This is a genomic window from Lysinibacillus fusiformis (assembly GCF_016925635.1).
GTDB classification, from domain to species: Bacteria; Bacillota; Bacilli; order Bacillales_A; family Planococcaceae; genus Lysinibacillus; species Lysinibacillus fusiformis_F.
The window spans coordinates 1,923,960-1,939,740 of sequence record NZ_CP070490.1 but is presented as its reverse complement, the minus strand read 5'-3'; the positions used below and the strand labels follow the sequence as shown (position 1 = coordinate 1,939,740).

9 protein-coding genes, 11 tRNA genes and 4 rRNA genes are annotated in these 15,781 nt (G+C 43.1%); 2 read left to right on the top strand and 22 right to left on the bottom strand.

The window, feature by feature from the left end; genetic code table 11:
• Positions 1-30: 30 nt before the first annotated feature.
• The 5 genes from JTI58_RS09635 to JTI58_RS09615 all read right to left on the bottom strand — a co-directional run bounded on the left by JTI58_RS09635 (position 31) and on the right by JTI58_RS09615 (position 4,609).
• Positions 31-1,404, bottom strand: a complete 1,374-nt coding sequence (locus tag JTI58_RS09635) for a HAMP domain-containing sensor histidine kinase (RefSeq protein WP_205446393.1) — start codon at positions 1,402-1,404, stop codon at positions 31-33.
• The gene (locus JTI58_RS09630) at positions 1,401-2,072 is read right to left on the bottom strand and encodes a response regulator transcription factor (RefSeq protein WP_205446392.1); all 672 of its coding nucleotides are present in this window, start codon (positions 2,070-2,072) and stop codon (positions 1,401-1,403) included. Before JTI58_RS09630 ends, JTI58_RS09635 begins: the two co-directional genes overlap by 4 nt.
• A 73-nt stretch (positions 2,073-2,145) precedes the next feature.
• Positions 2,146-3,243, bottom strand: coding sequence for a DUF1648 domain-containing protein (locus tag JTI58_RS09625; RefSeq protein ID WP_205446391.1), 1,098 nt, complete (start codon positions 3,241-3,243; stop codon positions 2,146-2,148).
• A 4-nt stretch (positions 3,244-3,247) separates the two neighbouring features.
• Positions 3,248-3,643, bottom strand: coding sequence for a GntR family transcriptional regulator (locus JTI58_RS09620; protein ID WP_205446390.1), 396 nt, complete (start codon positions 3,641-3,643; stop codon positions 3,248-3,250).
• 72 nt (positions 3,644-3,715) lie between these two features.
• On the bottom strand, positions 3,716-4,609 hold the full coding sequence (locus JTI58_RS09615; protein ID WP_205446389.1) for a LysR family transcriptional regulator: 894 nt from the start codon (positions 4,607-4,609) through the stop codon (positions 3,716-3,718).
• A 129-nt stretch (positions 4,610-4,738) separates the two neighbouring features.
• Between JTI58_RS09615 and JTI58_RS09610 the strand changes: the two genes are divergently transcribed.
• Positions 4,739-5,404 (top strand): O-methyltransferase, encoded by a 666-nt coding sequence (locus JTI58_RS09610; RefSeq protein WP_205446388.1) that lies wholly within the window; start codon positions 4,739-4,741, stop codon positions 5,402-5,404.
• 271 nt (positions 5,405-5,675) lie between these two features.
• Here JTI58_RS09610 and aceB read toward each other — a convergent pair whose 3' ends face one another.
• Both aceB and aceA read right to left on the bottom strand, forming a co-directional pair.
• Entirely contained in the window at positions 5,676-7,274 is a 1,599-nt protein-coding gene (gene aceB / locus JTI58_RS09605; RefSeq protein WP_205446387.1) for a malate synthase A, read from the bottom strand.
• A 112-nt stretch (positions 7,275-7,386) separates the two neighbouring features.
• Positions 7,387-8,670: an isocitrate lyase gene (aceA, locus tag JTI58_RS09600; protein WP_205446386.1), complete on the bottom strand. Its 1,284-nt coding sequence runs from the start codon at positions 8,668-8,670 to the stop codon at positions 7,387-7,389.
• A 214-nt stretch (positions 8,671-8,884) separates the two neighbouring features.
• Between aceA and JTI58_RS09595 the strand changes: the two genes are divergently transcribed.
• Positions 8,885-9,556 (top strand): LytTR family DNA-binding domain-containing protein, encoded by a 672-nt coding sequence (locus JTI58_RS09595; RefSeq protein ID WP_205446385.1) that lies wholly within the window; start codon positions 8,885-8,887, stop codon positions 9,554-9,556.
• Positions 9,557-9,655: 99 nt separating this feature from the next.
• On the opposite strand, the gene rrf (JTI58_RS09590) is transcribed toward JTI58_RS09595, so the two are convergent.
• From rrf (JTI58_RS09590) to rrf (JTI58_RS09520), 15 genes are all read right to left on the bottom strand, one after another.
• Positions 9,656-9,771: ribosomal RNA gene (rrf, locus tag JTI58_RS09590) — 5S ribosomal RNA — on the bottom strand.
• 68 nt (positions 9,772-9,839) lie between these two features.
• Positions 9,840-12,767: ribosomal RNA gene (locus JTI58_RS09585) — 23S ribosomal RNA — on the bottom strand.
• Between the two features lie 91 nt (positions 12,768-12,858).
• A tRNA-Ala gene (locus JTI58_RS09580) sits at positions 12,859-12,934 on the bottom strand.
• A 12-nt stretch (positions 12,935-12,946) separates the two neighbouring features.
• Positions 12,947-13,023: transfer RNA gene (locus JTI58_RS09575), tRNA-Ile, on the bottom strand.
• 94 nt (positions 13,024-13,117) lie between these two features.
• Positions 13,118-14,669: ribosomal RNA gene (locus JTI58_RS09570) — 16S ribosomal RNA — on the bottom strand.
• A gap of 143 nt (positions 14,670-14,812) precedes the next feature.
• Positions 14,813-14,888, bottom strand: a tRNA-Ala gene (locus tag JTI58_RS09565).
• 15 nt (positions 14,889-14,903) lie between these two features.
• Positions 14,904-14,980: transfer RNA gene (locus tag JTI58_RS09560), tRNA-Pro, on the bottom strand.
• 9 nt (positions 14,981-14,989) lie between these two features.
• Positions 14,990-15,066, bottom strand: a tRNA-Arg gene (locus tag JTI58_RS09555).
• Positions 15,067-15,074: 8 nt separating this feature from the next.
• Positions 15,075-15,163, bottom strand: a tRNA-Leu gene (locus tag JTI58_RS09550).
• Between the two features lie 5 nt (positions 15,164-15,168).
• Positions 15,169-15,243, bottom strand: a tRNA-Gly gene (locus JTI58_RS09545).
• A gap of 36 nt (positions 15,244-15,279) precedes the next feature.
• Positions 15,280-15,364: transfer RNA gene (locus JTI58_RS09540), tRNA-Leu, on the bottom strand.
• A gap of 18 nt (positions 15,365-15,382) precedes the next feature.
• Positions 15,383-15,458 (bottom strand) — tRNA-Lys (locus JTI58_RS09535).
• Between the two features lie 7 nt (positions 15,459-15,465).
• Positions 15,466-15,541, bottom strand: a tRNA-Thr gene (locus JTI58_RS09530).
• A 3-nt stretch (positions 15,542-15,544) separates the two neighbouring features.
• A tRNA-Val gene (locus JTI58_RS09525) sits at positions 15,545-15,620 on the bottom strand.
• A gap of 10 nt (positions 15,621-15,630) precedes the next feature.
• Positions 15,631-15,746, bottom strand: a 5S ribosomal RNA gene (gene rrf / locus JTI58_RS09520).
• Together the 16S, 23S and 5S rRNA genes with 11 tRNA genes alongside form the textbook arrangement of a ribosomal RNA operon.
• Positions 15,747-15,781 lie beyond the last annotated feature (35 nt).

The window sequence follows — 15,781 nt, the reverse complement described above, 5'->3', positions numbered from 1 at the left end:
TCGTGTGAATATGAACTTTACATGAACTCCTTATGACAAAATTGGTAGATGGATATAAACCTTTGTACCCGCATGCATCGTACTTTCCATCTGTATAGTCCCTCCATGTAGCTCAATAATTTGTTTGACAATCGCTAAGCCTAGTCCCGTCCCTTGCTTGGTTCTAGAAGCATCGGCGCGATAAAAACGGTCATATACTTTTGCTAATTGATCCTCAGTCATTCCTATCCCGCTGTCCTGAACTAGGATTTCAAGTGAGGTGGATTTTTTCTGTAAATACAGATGTATTTGCCCACCCTCTACATTATATTTAATGGCATTTGTCAGTAAATTATCCCACACATTTTGTAAAAGCCCTGCATCGCCATCATAAATAATTTGCTCTAGCTTGTATGATATTTGAAGCTGTGACTCTTCCATTTGCCAACGATATTTTCGCACTGTTTCCTTTAGTTGTTCATCTAACCGGTACGGCTCACGTTTTGCGATTCTTGTCGATTGATCAAGGGAAGTTAATAATAATAATTGCTTGGTTAATGTAGATAGGCGTTTTGTTTCTAGTTCAATTATTGCTGCGTATTCCTTTCTTTCCTGCTCCGTAAGGGAAGGATTTTTAAGTAAATCGACATACCCTTGAATATTTAATAAAGGCGACTGAAAATCATGTGATACATTACTAATAAATTCCTTCCGTGTACGATCATTTTCCTGTAATCTCTCGGTCATCCTATTAAAGCTTGCCGCTAATTGACCAATTTCATCTGCACGATCAATGTCTAAAACCGTATCAAATTTTTCATGTGCAAGCTGTTGAGTTGCTGCCGTGAGCTTTGTAATGGGTCGAATTAATGCTTTAGCAAATAGTAGCATGGCAAGTAAGCTCAGTACTGTCATAACCAACATTAATCCAGCAAGTATCGTATGCACCTCAGAAAACAATAAACGAATATCAGGTCTTATGAATAATGCATAGGGCTTGTTTTCATAGGTAAATGGCACACCAATTGTATTAATCAATTCGTTAGCAAAGAAGCCTGTTACAAAGGTTTCTTTAGGGAAATCCCGCATACCATGATAGGTTTCTCCATTTAAAACATGCTCAACTACAGATGCTGACAATGTTTGATCACGATATTGTCCGCCAAAAAAATGCCCCTCTTCACCTGTTGTCACATAAATTTGATAGCCGATTTCGCCCAATGTTGTCAGATAGCTATTTAAATCTTCTGGTTTGTCTGTCTCAATATAATGCACAATATCCTGTGCTATGTTTACGTTTTTCGTATCATTTTTTTCTTTTACGACTTGATGATAATAGGTATTCGTTGCCAAAAAGCCAATACATAAGCTACCGATCATTACTAGCATTGTTGTTATAACAAATTTACTATATAACGTTTTCATGTTGTTTCCTCTAGCTTATAGCCAACACCTCGTACTGTTGTAATTTCAACAGCCGTGTCATATCGATTTAATCTTTCGCGAATCCGCTTCACATGTGTATTTAACGTTTGCTCATCTCCGTCATAGTCATAGCCCCATACTTGCTCCATAATATAGCTACGCGTAAACACTTGATGGGGGCGTGACGCTAACAAAGCCAGTAATTCAAATTCCTTTAAAGGTAATACAAGCGTATCTTCCCCTATTACAACCTCAAAGCTTCGACGGTCAATTATTAATTGTCCTACTTGCATGGTTACTTGATTTTTCTTATCTAATCTCCTCAAAATGGCTGCTATACGAAATAATAATTCCTTTGGTTCGAAGGGCTTAACAACATAATCGTCAGATCCTGCTAAAAAGCCACGCTCTTTATCCTCTAGCTCGCCTTTTGCTGTTAATAATAAAACAGGAATGTCATAATCCTGTGTTAAAGACTCTGTTAATGTAAAGCCATCCATTCCTGGCATCATGACATCGACAACAGCTAAATCAGGCAGATTCCCTTCAAGTAAGGCTAGTGCCTGCTGTGCATTTTCTGCAAGTAACACTTGATAACCTTCCCTTGTCAGATAAATATTTACTAGCTGTAAAATATGAACATCGTCATCCACAACAAGGATCTTCATCTGCCCACCTCCAGTTAATAAGAAAAAATCCGATCACACGGAACGAATTTTTTCCTCACAAATTACTATTATTTTATAACGAAAATATAGAAATCAACAGCAATAAGAGAAAAGGTAAACCAATGACAATATAACCTCTAGGATTGGCAAGGTTCATGGTCCATCCTACCCCAAAGCGTTTCTCCACAAAAACGGAAGGGTCTTGTCGATTCATATAAATTAAACCACCCTTCCAATAACGATCCTCATCCACGTCCATTACCTGTGAATCTATATTTGCTTCATAGCGTACTTTGTGTTTATGCTTTTTCACAACATATATAAGTAATGAACCAAGCAAAACAACTAATAATAAAATAAATACTGGTAATAGCTTATAGCCTACCGTCATAGAAGGATAGATGTTGCTTAATTGTAAAATTGTTAATAAAGCCGTTAATGCATAACTTATCAGTAATATTTGCCAACTCATGTATTTTCGCGTTTTTAGCTGATCCTCCAGCGATTCCTCTTTACGATTTACAGCTAATTTAATTGCAGAACGTTTAATGGAGTCGGTAATTCCCCACATCATACATTGCATCATTAGCATTACCAACGGCAGTGAAATAGCCGTAAAATAAGTCTTGTTTCTCCAGGCATCCGCTTCTCCACTCGGCCCCCAATGTACCGCTATATCATTTGGCATTTGATCGTAATGAAGTATTGTGTAAACGATCAAAAACACTGATATTCCTAACGGTACAGCAAAAAAAGACCAAGGAAGCATTTCATCACGGCTTCGTGCAGTTAAATCCACTGCCCGTACTTGTTTAATATTTACACCCCACTGCTCTTGTTTTTTCAACGTTGATACCTTCTGATGATTTATCCAATACACCGCCATACTCACTGTCAGCATACTAAACAAACAACTTAATAAAACAATACTTTGAATGGATTCAGAAGGAGCTAATTGATTGTAACTAATAATCATGATGATTAGAAATACTATTCCTGTACCCCCTACGAATTGAACATACTGTTTTTTCAACTGAGCCAAGATGGGATGCTTAATCTTTTGATCAGGCACAGTGACTCCAAAAACTATTGTCTCTCGTACAATATAAGGAACCACTATTTGCAAAGCTAATGTCATGATGTAAATGGTAGTAAAAACACCAAGTAGCATTTTGCTACACTCCCTCTGCTGGAATTTGCAAATCAGCGAATACTTTTTTCATCATGTGCTCAATTTGTTCAGCTGTTGCGCCGAGCACCATTCCTTCTGCCACAACAGGTTTCAAATTCTTTTCGATTTGTCGTAATTGCTCAGGTGTTAAAGCTCTCTCCTCTGTTGAACTTATAATAGCTCCAGATTTTGGTCGAATGGTAATAATCCCTTTCGCCTCTAATTCATGATAGCTCTTATTAACCGTATGCATATTGACACCTAAATCAGCAGCTAAACTCCGCACAGATGGTAAAGTATCGCCTGGTTTCATTTCTCCTCTTGCAATTCCTTCGATAATTTGACGTGTCACCTGCTCATAAATAGGTACATCTGATTGAAGTTCTATTTGAATAAACATGTTTATCAGCTCCATATTTGTTATATAACTAATATAACAAATTTCCTTCCATCTTGCATGAGATACAAATCTTTAAATGGGGGAATTTTTAATTGTTTCAATAAATTTTTGTACAAGTAAATTCTGCTTCTCATTATTCCTTGTGCAAATCGCAATTTTATGTTTGACAGCATGTATATCCTTCACATAAACCCTTGCCAAATGCCCACTCTCTACGTACTCTCTAACTGCAAGAGAAGAAATAAAATTTGCACCATAGCCTGCCATAACAGAGCGAATTGTTTCATTGATGCCATTAAATTGCAGGGCGATTTTTGGTGGTTTCACTTGGTATGTTTGACATAATGAGAAAAGATGCTCTCTCATCGAACTCCCTACTTCTCTCATAATAAAAGGCTCCTGAAACATTTCAACTAATGTAATAGATTGATGTGCATAACGATTATTTGGTGACACTACAAACCATAATTCATCCTCATATAATTCCTCCCACTCTATTTCTTTAGGTCTTTCAGACATTCCTCCACCATAAATGGCCATATCCGCTTTATAGTTTATTAACTGTTCAAAGGCATCCTTTGTATTGGTCGTTGTAATCATTAAATTCGCCTGTTCATTTGCAGCCTTGAAAGTAGCTGCCCATTTAGGAATTAAAAAATTGGCAGGTAAATAGGTAGCCACAATGTGTAAATTCCCTGCTCTTGCAAGTCGGTAATCTTCTATAAATGTTTCAATGTGTTGTTCAAGTGCGATCAGATTTTGCGCTTTTTCTGCTAGTGCCACACCGAATTCAGTAAGTACTACACCACGTCCCTGTTGCTGAAATAGCTGGACGCCAATTTCATGTTCAAAACGTTTGATTTGACTTGAAACGGCAGGCTGGCTTATACATAGAATATCTGCAGCTTTTGTAAAACTGCCTGTAACAGCAACTTGATAAAATAATTTTAAGCCATGACTATTCATGATATAACCTCAATTCATAATCTATAGTTATGTATAAATAATAATAATATATTTTTATTATGATTCATTCTATCATACACTTTATTGGCAAGCTTGCACTTTAAAACATAGTGAAATGAGGACTGTATAATGACAGAGTTAAATGTTTGGCAACATGTAGATGATTATTTTATGAATAAGCTCCTACCAGAAAACGAACATCTTAATGCTGTACTACAGGCTAATAAAGCTGCAGGTATTCCAGAGATTGACGTATCCCCTACTCAAGGCAAACTATTATATTTACTCGCTAAAATGAAAGGCGCAGCAAATATTTTAGAAATTGGCACACTTGGTGGCTATAGCAGTATTTGCTTAGCCCAAGCTCTTCCTCCAGAAGGTAAAATAGTGACTTTAGAAATTAATGAAGAGTATGCTTCAGTCGCTAAGCAAAATATAGAGAATGCAGGCTATGAACAACAGGTTGAGGTCATTGTAGGAAATGCCCTAGATACATTACCAAACTTAAAAAAAGCTGAACTATTATTCGATTTTATCTTTATTGATGCCGATAAACCCTGTAACCCTGCTTACTTGCAGTGGGCGTTAAAATTAGCTCACCCTGGCGCTATCATCATCGCAGATAATGTAGTGCGCAATGGTGCGGTAACTGATGAAAACAGTGAGGATGAACGTGTTAGAGGCGTACAGAAATTTATGGATTTACTAAAAGAATGCCCTAGAACCGAAGCAACAGCCATACAAACAGTTGGTGTGAAAGGGTATGACGGTTTTGTGCTAGCCATAGTAAACTAGAATAGAAAAATCCGCGTAACTTAAATAACCGTTACGCGGATGTACTATAAAAAGATGCCTTACTGCTCCCCATCTAAGCTAGCAAGACATCTTTCACCCCTTAAAATCTCTTAACTTTTATTAATAGACCCCTTTTAATTCAATCGTGCTCATCTCTTTAAACGGGGGAACAGACCCCGTCACGTTATGTTAGTGGAATAGGCTGGATTGTACCCGAGTGCAATCCATAGTTATTAGGAAAGTTTGATATGTTGGATAGTAGACTTGTATCTTACGCTAATTTTTCATACCCTGGAAGTGTCAAGAATTCCGCAAATTCATCTTGTTCAATTAAGGATTTAAACAGTTCAGCAGCTTCCTCATAGCGACCACTGTTATAGGCTTGTTCCCCAACAGCCTCTTTAATTTTCACAAGTTCTTCTTCCAATATTTCTAAAACAAACGCTAATGTAATACCACGTCCATCATCTAAGATACCTTTCGGATGACGGATCCATTGCCATACTTGTGTACGAGAGATCTCTGCTGTTGCAGCATCCTCCATCAAGTTATTGATTGGTGCAGCTCCGTTACCTCGAAGCCATGAAGCAATATATTGTACACCAACACTACAGTTAATACGAAGACCTTCAATTGTAATTGTTCCTTCTGGTACCGCTACTAAATCTTCGGCAGATACGTGTACATCTTCACGTTTTTTATGAATTTGGTTAGGCGTTGTCATAATAGCATCAAATTGCTCCATCGCTGTTGCAACCATACCAGGATGTGCTACCCAAGTACCGTCATGTCCATCTGTTGCCTCACGACGTTTATCTTCTGCAACCTTTGCAAATGCTACCGCATTCGCCTCATCATCATTTTTAACAGGAATTTGTGCTGCCATTCCGCCCATTGCTGGTGCATTCCGCTTGTGACATGTTTGAATACATAAAGATGTATAGGCTTTCATGAAAGGTACCGTCATCGTTACTTGCCCACGGTCTGGCAAAATAACTTCAGCTTGATTGCGTAGACGTTTAATGTAGCTGAAAATATAATCCCAGCGACCACAATTCAAACCAGCTGAATGTTCACGTAACTCAAATAAAATTTCATCCATCTCAAACGCGGCTAAAATCGTTTCGATTAATACAGTAGCTTTTATTGTCCCCTGTGGAATACCAATATAATCTTGGGCAAACACAAAGACATCATTCCATAGTCGCGCCTCTAAATGGCTTTCAAGCTTAGGTAGATAGAAATATGGTCCTGTACCTTGTGCCAGCGCGTTTTTGGCATTGTGGAATAAATATAAACCGAAGTCAAAGAAACTGCCTGAAATCGGCTCTCCATCGACTAGTACATGCTTCTCAAGCAAGTGTAGACCTCGTGGACGAACTAACAGCACTGCTGTTTCATCATTTAATTTATATGTTTTACCATTGGATGCTTGTGTAAATTCAATCGTCTTATTAATAGCATCACGCATATTAATTTGACCACCAATCATATTTTCCCATGTCGGAGAAGATGCATCCTCAAAGCATGCCATAAACATTTTTGCTCCAGAATTTAACGCATTAATAACCATCTTCCGATCAACTGGCCCTGTAATTTCAACACGGCGATCTTGCAAGTCATTTGGAAGTGGTGCAATTACCCAATCACCTTCACGAATATGCTTTGTCTCTGGTAGGAAGTCCAGTTTCTCTCCCGCATCAAGGCGTTTTTGGCGTTCTTGTCGAGCCTCCAACAGCTCCTTACGGCGAGCATCAAATTTTTCGTGCAGGGCAAGAACAAACTCAAGAGCTTCAGGTGTTAAAATTTCATTAGTTTGCTCGTTTTGTTCTCCAACAATTTTAAGCTTACCTGTCGTTGCTTGTTCCATTAGTTGTTTACCCACCTTTGCCATTTTAGTTTCGTCATCCTCCGCTTTAGGAGGAGCGGAGGAGACTATTCTATGATTATGAATTTAGGAAAACACGTATTTAAACGGCGACTTATACAAACTGTTCTGTTTCAGTAGAACCTGCCATCGCTGTTGTAGAAGAAGTACCACCTGAAATAACTTGAGAGATTTCATCAAAGTATCCAGTACCTACTTCGCGTTGGTGACGTGTAGCTGTATAACCTTTAGACTCAGAAGCAAACTCTGCTTGCTGTAGCTTAGAATATGCAGCCATACCATTATCTTTATAGTCATGAGCAAGCTCAAACATAGAGTGGTTAAGTGCATGGAAACCTGCTAAAGTAACAAATTGGAATTTATAACCTAACTTACCAAGTTCACGTTGATACTCTGCAATTTCTTCTTCTGAAAGATTTGCTTTCCAGTTGAATGAAGGTGAGCAGTTGTATGCAAGCATTTTACCTGGGAATTCTGCATGAATAGCTTCAGCAAATTCACGTGCTTCCTCAAGTGATGGTTTAGAAGTTTCACACCAAATTAAATCTGCATATGGTGCGTAAGCTAAACCACGAGCAATTGCTTGTTTGATACCTGGTTTTGTACGGAAGAAGCCTTCAGGTGTACGTTCACCAGTGATGAACTCTGCATCACGTGGATCAATATCTGAAGTAACCATATCAGCAGCATCAGCATCGGTACGCGCGATTAGAATTGTATCTACACCCATAACATCTGTTGCTAAACGCGCAGCAACTAAGTTACGAACAGCATTTTGCGTTGGAAGTAATACTTTACCTCCAAGATGTCCACATTTCTTTTCGGAAGCTAATTGATCTTCTAAGTGAACACCAGCTGCTCCAGCTTCAATCATACCCTTTACAAGCTCAAATACGTTCAGAGGTCCACCAAAACCTGCTTCTGCATCTGCTACGATTGGTGCGAACCAATCAAATTGATCGACACGTCCTTCAGCATGATCAATTTGATCTGCACGTTGAAGTGCTTGATTAATTCGTTTTACTACTGCTGGTACAGAGTTAGCAGGATATAATGATTGGTCAGGATACATTTGTCCAGACAGGTTTGCATCTGCAGCTACTTGCCAGCCTGATAGATAGATAGCCTTTAATCCAGCTTTTACTTGTTGTACTGCCTGATTCCCCGTTAATGCCCCCAATGCATTAATAAACGGTTCCTCATGTAATGAATTCCAAAGTCGAGTAGCACCTTTTTGTGCTAATGTTTGTTCAATTACTACAGTACCCTGTAATTTAACAACCTCTTCAGCTGAATATGTGCGTTCAATACCAGCCCAGCGTGGGTTTTCAGCCCATTGTTTTTCTAAAGCTTCGATTCTTTCTTGACGAGTTGACATATTGAAATTCCACCTTCCCCTTTGTGTACAATATACTCTGTTAAAAAACTTTTAATTATCTGTTCCATAACAGGTTTATTTGTTGTAAATTAATATATAACAGACTATTTGAATTTTCATTATTTTTCGATAAAAGATCAAATTTTAAGGATAAAACTACCTTTTTTGACGATGAAATTTGGAAGACTGTTTACAAACAAGGGGGATATTCACAATGAACAATGAGTTAAATTCTTTCGTAAAAGATATTTCACAACAATATATTTTTATGTTGAAAGACTGGATTCCTGCTGATTCATCCATTGCAATTGCTGTTGAAAATTCTTATATTTATTTTCACTCTGGCCATACAAGTATTCAATTAGAGGTAGGTCAACAAGTATTACCTGGGAGTATTGCTTACCAAGTGTTACAGACTCACAAAAAAACAGATGCCGTATTAGATAATTCCCTATTCGAAACGCCATATTACGGCATTGGTTACCCCATATACATTCAAAATAAGCCTGCTGCACTAGTCATTGTCTTACCGTCATCTTTTACAACAAAAAAAGCAGAACCGTTTCAATTTTTAACTGGAAAGCAAGAGGAGGAATGGAGTCCTGTGGCAATCAATAAAATTTCTCATATAGAAAGCCTACAGAAAAAGACATGGTTTTATGTAGATGGTGAGCAGTTTAAAACGAGCATTACGCTTAAAGAACTTCAATTAAGATTACCGTCATGTTTTATTCGTATCCATAGATCTTACATAGTAAATATACATTTCATCAAAAAAATGGCCCGTGATTTAACGTCAAATTTTATTGTTACATTAATTGATGGAAGTGAGTTACCAGTGAGTCAATCCTATATAAATGATCTTCGACATGCTCTTGAGTTTTAAGCATATAGGCTGTCTTTTTAGAGAGACAGCCTACTTTAAACTTTCTTCAATTTGAATACAGCAAAAAGACCAGAGAAAAAATTCTCTGGTCTTTCATTTGCCTAGCGACGTCCTACTCTCACAGGGGGAAGCCCCCAACTACCATCGGCGCTAAAGAGCTTAACTTCCGTGTTCGGTATGGGAACGGGTGTGACCTCTTTGCCATCATCACTAGACATGTATTTAATTGAAAGTGTTGTTCTTTCAAAACTGGATAAACGGTACATTGAATGGTTCAAACGTTTTGGTTAAGTCCTCGATCGATTAGTATTCGTCAGCTCCATGTGTCACCACACTTCCACCTCGAACCTATCTACCTCATCGTCTTTGAGGGATCTTACTTACTTGCGTAATGGGAAATCTCATCTTGAGGGGGGCTTCATGCTTAGATGCTTTCAGCACTTATCCCGTCCACACATAGCTACCCAGCGATGCCTTTGGCAAGACAACTGGTACACCAGCGGTGTGTCCATCCCGGTCCTCTCGTACTAAGGACAGCTCCTCTCAAATTTCCTACGCCCACGACGGATAGGGACCGAACTGTCTCACGACGTTCTGAACCCAGCTCGCGTACCGCTTTAATGGGCGAACAGCCCAACCCTTGGGACCGACTACAGCCCCAGGATGCGATGAGCCGACATCGAGGTGCCAAACCTCCCCGTCGATGTGGACTCTTGGGGGAGATAAGCCTGTTATCCCCGGGGTAGCTTTTATCCGTTGAGCGATGGCCCTTCCATGCGGAACCACCGGATCACTAAGCCCGTCTTTCGACCCTGCTCGACTTGTAGGTCTCGCAGTCAAGCTCCCTTGTGCCTTTACACTCTACGAATGATTTCCAACCATTCTGAGGGAACCTTTGGGCGCCTCCGTTACCTTTTAGGAGGCGACCGCCCCAGTCAAACTGTCCGCCTGACACTGTCTCCTGCCCCGCTAAGGGGCATGGGTTAGAATTTCAATACAACCAGGGTAGTATCCCACCGACGCCTCCTTCGAAGCTGGCGCTCCGAGATCTCTGGCTCCTACCTATCCTGTACAAGTTGTACCAAAATTCAATATCAGGCTACAGTAAAGCTCCACGGGGTCTTTCCGTCCTGTCGCGGGTAACCTGCATCTTCACAGGTACTATAATTTCACCGAGTCTCTCGTTGAGACAGTGCCCAGATCGTTACGCCTTTCGTGCGGGTCGGAACTTACCCGACAAGGAATTTCGCTACCTTAGGACCGTTATAGTTACGGCCGCCGTTTACTGGGGCTTCAATTCGCAGCTTCGCTTGCGCTAACCACTCCTCTTAACCTTCCAGCACCGGGCAGGCGTCAGCCCCTATACGTCACCTTACGGTTTTGCAGAGACCTGTGTTTTTGCTAAACAGTCGCCTGGGCCTATTCACTGCGGCTCTCATGCGCTTGCACGCTCAAGAGCACCCCTTCTCCCGAAGTTACGGGGTCATTTTGCCGAGTTCCTTAACGAGAGTTCTCTCGCACACCTTAGGATTCTCTCCTCGACTACCTGTGTCGGTTTGCGGTACGGGCACCTCTCACCTCGATAGAGGCTTTTCTTGGCAGTGTGAAATCAGGAACTTCGTCCATACGGACTCGCCATCACAGCTCAACGTTACAGTGTGCGGATTTGCCTACACACACGCCTTACTGCTTGGACGCGCATATCCAACAGCGCGCTTACCCTATCCTACTGCGTCCCCCCATTTCTCAAACGGTGAGGAGGTGGTACAGGAATATCAACCTGTTGTCCATCGCCTACGCCTATCGGCCTCGGCTTAGGTCCCGACTAACCCTGAGCGGACGAGCCTTCCTCAGGAAACCTTAGTCATACGGTGGACGGGATTCTCACCCGTCTTTCGCTACTCATACCGGCATTCTCACTTCTAAGCGCTCCACCAGTCCTTCCGGTCTGACTTCAACGCACTTAGAACGCTCTCCTACCACTGACATCGTAGATGTCAATCCACAGCTTCGGTGAATCGTTTAGCCCCGATACATTTTCGGCGCAGCGTCACTCGACCAGTGAGCTATTACGCACTCTTTAAATGATGGCTGCTTCTAAGCCAACATCCTGGTTGTCTGTGCAACGCCACATCCTTTTCCACTTAACGATTACTTTGGGACCTTAGCTGGTGGTCTGGGCTGTTTCCCTTTTGACTACGGATCTTATCACTCGCAGTCTGACTCCCGTGTATAAATATCTGGCATTCGGAGTTTGTCTGAATTCGGTAAACCGGGATGGCCCCCTAGTCCAAACAGTGCTCTACCTCCAGTATTCTCATCACGAGGCTAGCCCTAAAGCTATTTCGGAGAGAACCAGCTATCTCCAAGTTCGATTGGAATTTCTCCGCTACCCACACCTCATCCCCGCACTTTTCAACGTGCGTGGGTTCGGGCCTCCAGTAAGTGTTACCTCACCTTCACCCTGGACATGGGTAGATCACCTGGTTTCGGGTCTACGACCACGTACTAATTCGCCCTATTCAGACTCGCTTTCGCTGCGGCTCCGCCTTCTAAAGCTTAACCTCGCACGTAATCGTAACTCGCCGGTTCATTCTACAAAAGGCACGCTATCACCCATTAACGGGCTCTAACTACTTGTAGGCACACGGTTTCAGGATCTCTTTCACTCCCCTTCCGGGGTGCTTTTCACCTTTCCCTCACGGTACTGGTTCACTATCGGTCACTAGGTAGTATTTAGCCTTGGGAGATGGTCCTCCCGGATTCCGACGGAATTTCACGTGTTCCGCCGTACTCAGGATCCACTCAGGAGGGAACGAACTTTCGACTACAGGGCTTTTACCTGCTCTGGCGGACCTTTCCAAGTCGCTTCATCTAACTCGCTCTTTTGTAACTCCGTATTGAGTGTCCTACAACCCCAAGAGGCAAGCCTCTTGGTTTGGGCTCTTCCCGTTTCGCTCGCCGCTACTCAGGGAATCGATTTTTCTTTCTCTTCCTCCAGGTACTTAGATGTTTCAGTTCCCTGGGTCTGCCTTCAAGACGCTATGTATTCACGTCAAGATACTACGCGATTAAACGTAGTGGGTTCCCCCATTCGGAAATCTCCGGATCAAAGCTCACTTACAGCTCCCCGAAGCATATCGGTGTTAGTGCCGTCCTTCTTCGGCTCCTAGTGCCAAGGCATTCGCCGTGCGCCCTTAATAACTTAACCAAGTTATTAAGCCTATAAAAAAACTTAAAAAAATAAATGTGTTTGTTACAATTTCAATGTCGTTTTATCCAGTTTTCAAAGAACAAAAAAATGGTGGAGCCTAGCGGGATCGAACCGCTGACCTCCTGCGTGCAAGGCAGGCGCTCTCCCAGCTGAGCTAAGGCCCCAAGAGGTATATATGGTGGGCCTAAATGGACTCGAACCATCGACCTCACGCTTATCAGGCGTGCGCTCTAACCAGCTGAGCTATAGGCCCTCTTAGAAGTTTTATTATATTTTATAAACCTTCAAAACTGAACGCAAAACGTAATCTTACAAACCCAAGGTTTGTATTCCGAAATAATCCTTAGAAAGGAGGTGATCCAGCCGCACCTTCCGATACGGCTACCTTGTTACGACTTCACCCCAATCATCTATCCCACCTTCGGCGGCTGGCTCCAAAAGGTTACCTCACCGACTTCGGGTGTTACAAACTCTCGTGGTGTGACGGGCGGTGTGTACAAGGCCCGGGAACGTATTCACCGCGGCATGCTGATCCGCGATTACTAGCGATTCCGGCTTCATGTAGGCGAGTTGCAGCCTACAATCCGAACTGAGAACGACTTTATCGGATTAGCTCCCTCTCGCGAGTTGGCAACCGTTTGTATCGTCCATTGTAGCACGTGTGTAGCCCAGGTCATAAGGGGCATGATGATTTGACGTCATCCCCACCTTCCTCCGGTTTGTCACCGGCAGTCACCTTAGAGTGCCCAACTAAATGATGGCAACTAAGATCAAGGGTTGCGCTCGTTGCGGGACTTAACCCAACATCTCACGACACGAGCTGACGACAACCATGCACCACCTGTCACCGTTGCCCCCGAAGGGGAAACCATATCTCTACAGTGGTCAACGGGATGTCAAGACCTGGTAAGGTTCTTCGCGTTGCTTCGAATTAAACCACATGCTCCACCGCTTGTGCGGGCCCCCGTCAATTCCTTTGAGTTTCAGTCTTGCGACCGTACTCCCCAGGCGGAGTGCTTAATGCGTTAGCTGCAGCACTAAGGGGCGGAAACCCCCTAACACTTAGCACTCATCGTTTACGGCGTGGACTACCAGGGTATCTAATCCTGTTTGCTCCCCACGCTTTCGCGCCTCAGTGTCAGTTACAGACCAGATAGTCGCCTTCGCCACTGGTGTTCCTCCAAATCTCTACGCATTTCACCGCTACACTTGGAATTCCACTATCCTCTTCTGCACTCAAGTCTCCCAGTTTCCAATGACCCTCCACGGTTGAGCCGTGGGCTTTCACATCAGACTTAAGAAACCACCTGCGCGCGCTTTACGCCCAATAATTCCGGACAACGCTTGCCACCTACGTATTACCGCGGCTGCTGGCACGTAGTTAGCCGTGGCTTTCTAATAAGGTACCGTCAAGGTACAGCCAGTTACTACTGTACTTGTTCTTCCCTTACAACAGAGTTTTACGAACCGAAATCCTTCTTCACTCACGCGGCGTTGCTCCATCAGGCTTTCGCCCATTGTGGAAGATTCCCTACTGCTGCCTCCCGTAGGAGTCTGGGCCGTGTCTCAGTCCCAGTGTGGCCGATCACCCTCTCAGGTCGGCTACGCATCGTCGCCTTGGTGAGCCGTTACCTCACCAACTAGCTAATGCGCCGCGGGCCCATCCTATAGCGACAGCCGAAACCGTCTTTCAGTGTTTCACCATGAGGTGAAATAAATTATTCGGTATTAGCCCCGGTTTCCCGGAGTTATCCCAAACTATAGGGTAGGTTGCCCACGTGTTACTCACCCGTCCGCCGCTAACGTCGAAGGAGCAAGCTCCTTCTCTGTTCGCTCGACTTGCATGTATTAGGCACGCCGCCAGCGTTCGTCCTGAGCCAGGATCAAACTCTCCATAAAAGAAATTTGATTAGCTCAAATTGTTTTGCTGGCATCAATTTTGATGTCCAAAATTTTTGTTTCGTTCACTAGCAGAAGCTAGCTACTTAAAACTTTATTGATTACGTTTTGCTTGTTCAGTTTTCAAGGTTCATAAGTTGACTTGGTGGAGCCTAGCGGGATCGAACCGCTGACCTCCTGCGTGCAAGGCAGGCGCTCTCCCAGCTGAGCTAAGGCCCCATAATTTATAGGAAATGGTCGGGAAGACAGGATTCGAACCTGCGACCCCTTGGTCCCAAACCAAGTGCTCTACCAAGCTGAGCTACTTCCCGTTGTTCTTTTGGCGCGCCCGACAGGAGTCGAACCCATAACCTTCTGATCCGTAGTCAGACGCTCTATCCAATTGAGCTACGGGCGCATTTAAAATGGTGCCGAGGACCGGAATCGAACCGGTACGGTAGTCACCTACCGCAGGATTTTAAGTCCTGTGCGTCTGCCAGTTCCGCCACCCCGGCACATTTGGAGCGGAAGACGAGGTTCGAACTCGCGACCCCCACCTTGGCAAGGTGGTGTTCTACCACTGAACTACTTCCGCATGTGCATAAGTTTTTTTATCTGGCAATGAAAATAATGGTGCGGGTGAAGGGAGTCGAACCCCCACGCCTTGCGGCGCTAGATCCTAAGTCTAGTGCGTCTGCCAATTCCGCCACACCCGCTTATTATTATTTTAAAAATGGTGAGCCATGAAGGACTCGAACCTTCGACCCTCTGATTAAAAGTCAGATGCTCTACCAACTGAGCTAATGGCTCGAAAAAATGGTGCCGGCTATAGGAATCGAACCCACGACCTACTGATTACAAGTCAGTTGCTCTACCTGCTGAGCTAAACCGGCATATGGTGGAGGATGACGGGCTCGAACCGCCGACCCTCTGCTTGTAAGGCAGATGCTCTCCCAGCTGAGCTAATCCTCCTGGGTAATATGCCTAGCGACGTCCTACTCTCACAGGGGGAAGCCCCCAACTACCATCGGCGCTAAAGAGCTTAACTTCCGTGTTCGGTATGGGAACGGGTGTGGCCTCTTTGCCATCATCACTAGACTTTTCAAAAGACAAGATTTATTATAACATATTTT

Excerpts from the sequence above, each read along its gene's own strand:
- JTI58_RS09630 (WP_205446392.1), bottom strand. The coding sequence starts at position 2,072 with ATGAAGATCCTTGTTGTGGATGACGATGTTCATATTTTACAGCTAGTA.
- JTI58_RS09635 (WP_205446393.1), bottom strand. The coding sequence starts at position 1,404 with ATGAAAACGTTATATAGTAAATTTGTTATAACAACAATGCTAGTAATG.
- JTI58_RS09615 (WP_205446389.1), bottom strand. The coding sequence starts at position 4,609 with ATGAATAGTCATGGCTTAAAATTATTTTATCAAGTTGCTGTTACAGGC.
- JTI58_RS09620 (WP_205446390.1), bottom strand. The coding sequence starts at position 3,643 with ATGTTTATTCAAATAGAACTTCAATCAGATGTACCTATTTATGAGCAG.
- JTI58_RS09595 (WP_205446385.1), top strand. The coding sequence starts at position 8,885 with ATGAACAATGAGTTAAATTCTTTCGTAAAAGATATTTCACAACAATAT.
- aceB (WP_205446387.1), bottom strand. The coding sequence starts at position 7,274 with ATGGAACAAGCAACGACAGGTAAGCTTAAAATTGTTGGAGAACAAAAC.
- aceA (WP_205446386.1), bottom strand. The coding sequence starts at position 8,670 with ATGTCAACTCGTCAAGAAAGAATCGAAGCTTTAGAAAAACAATGGGCT.
- JTI58_RS09610 (WP_205446388.1), top strand. The coding sequence starts at position 4,739 with ATGACAGAGTTAAATGTTTGGCAACATGTAGATGATTATTTTATGAAT.
- JTI58_RS09625 (WP_205446391.1), bottom strand. The coding sequence starts at position 3,243 with ATGCTACTTGGTGTTTTTACTACCATTTACATCATGACATTAGCTTTG.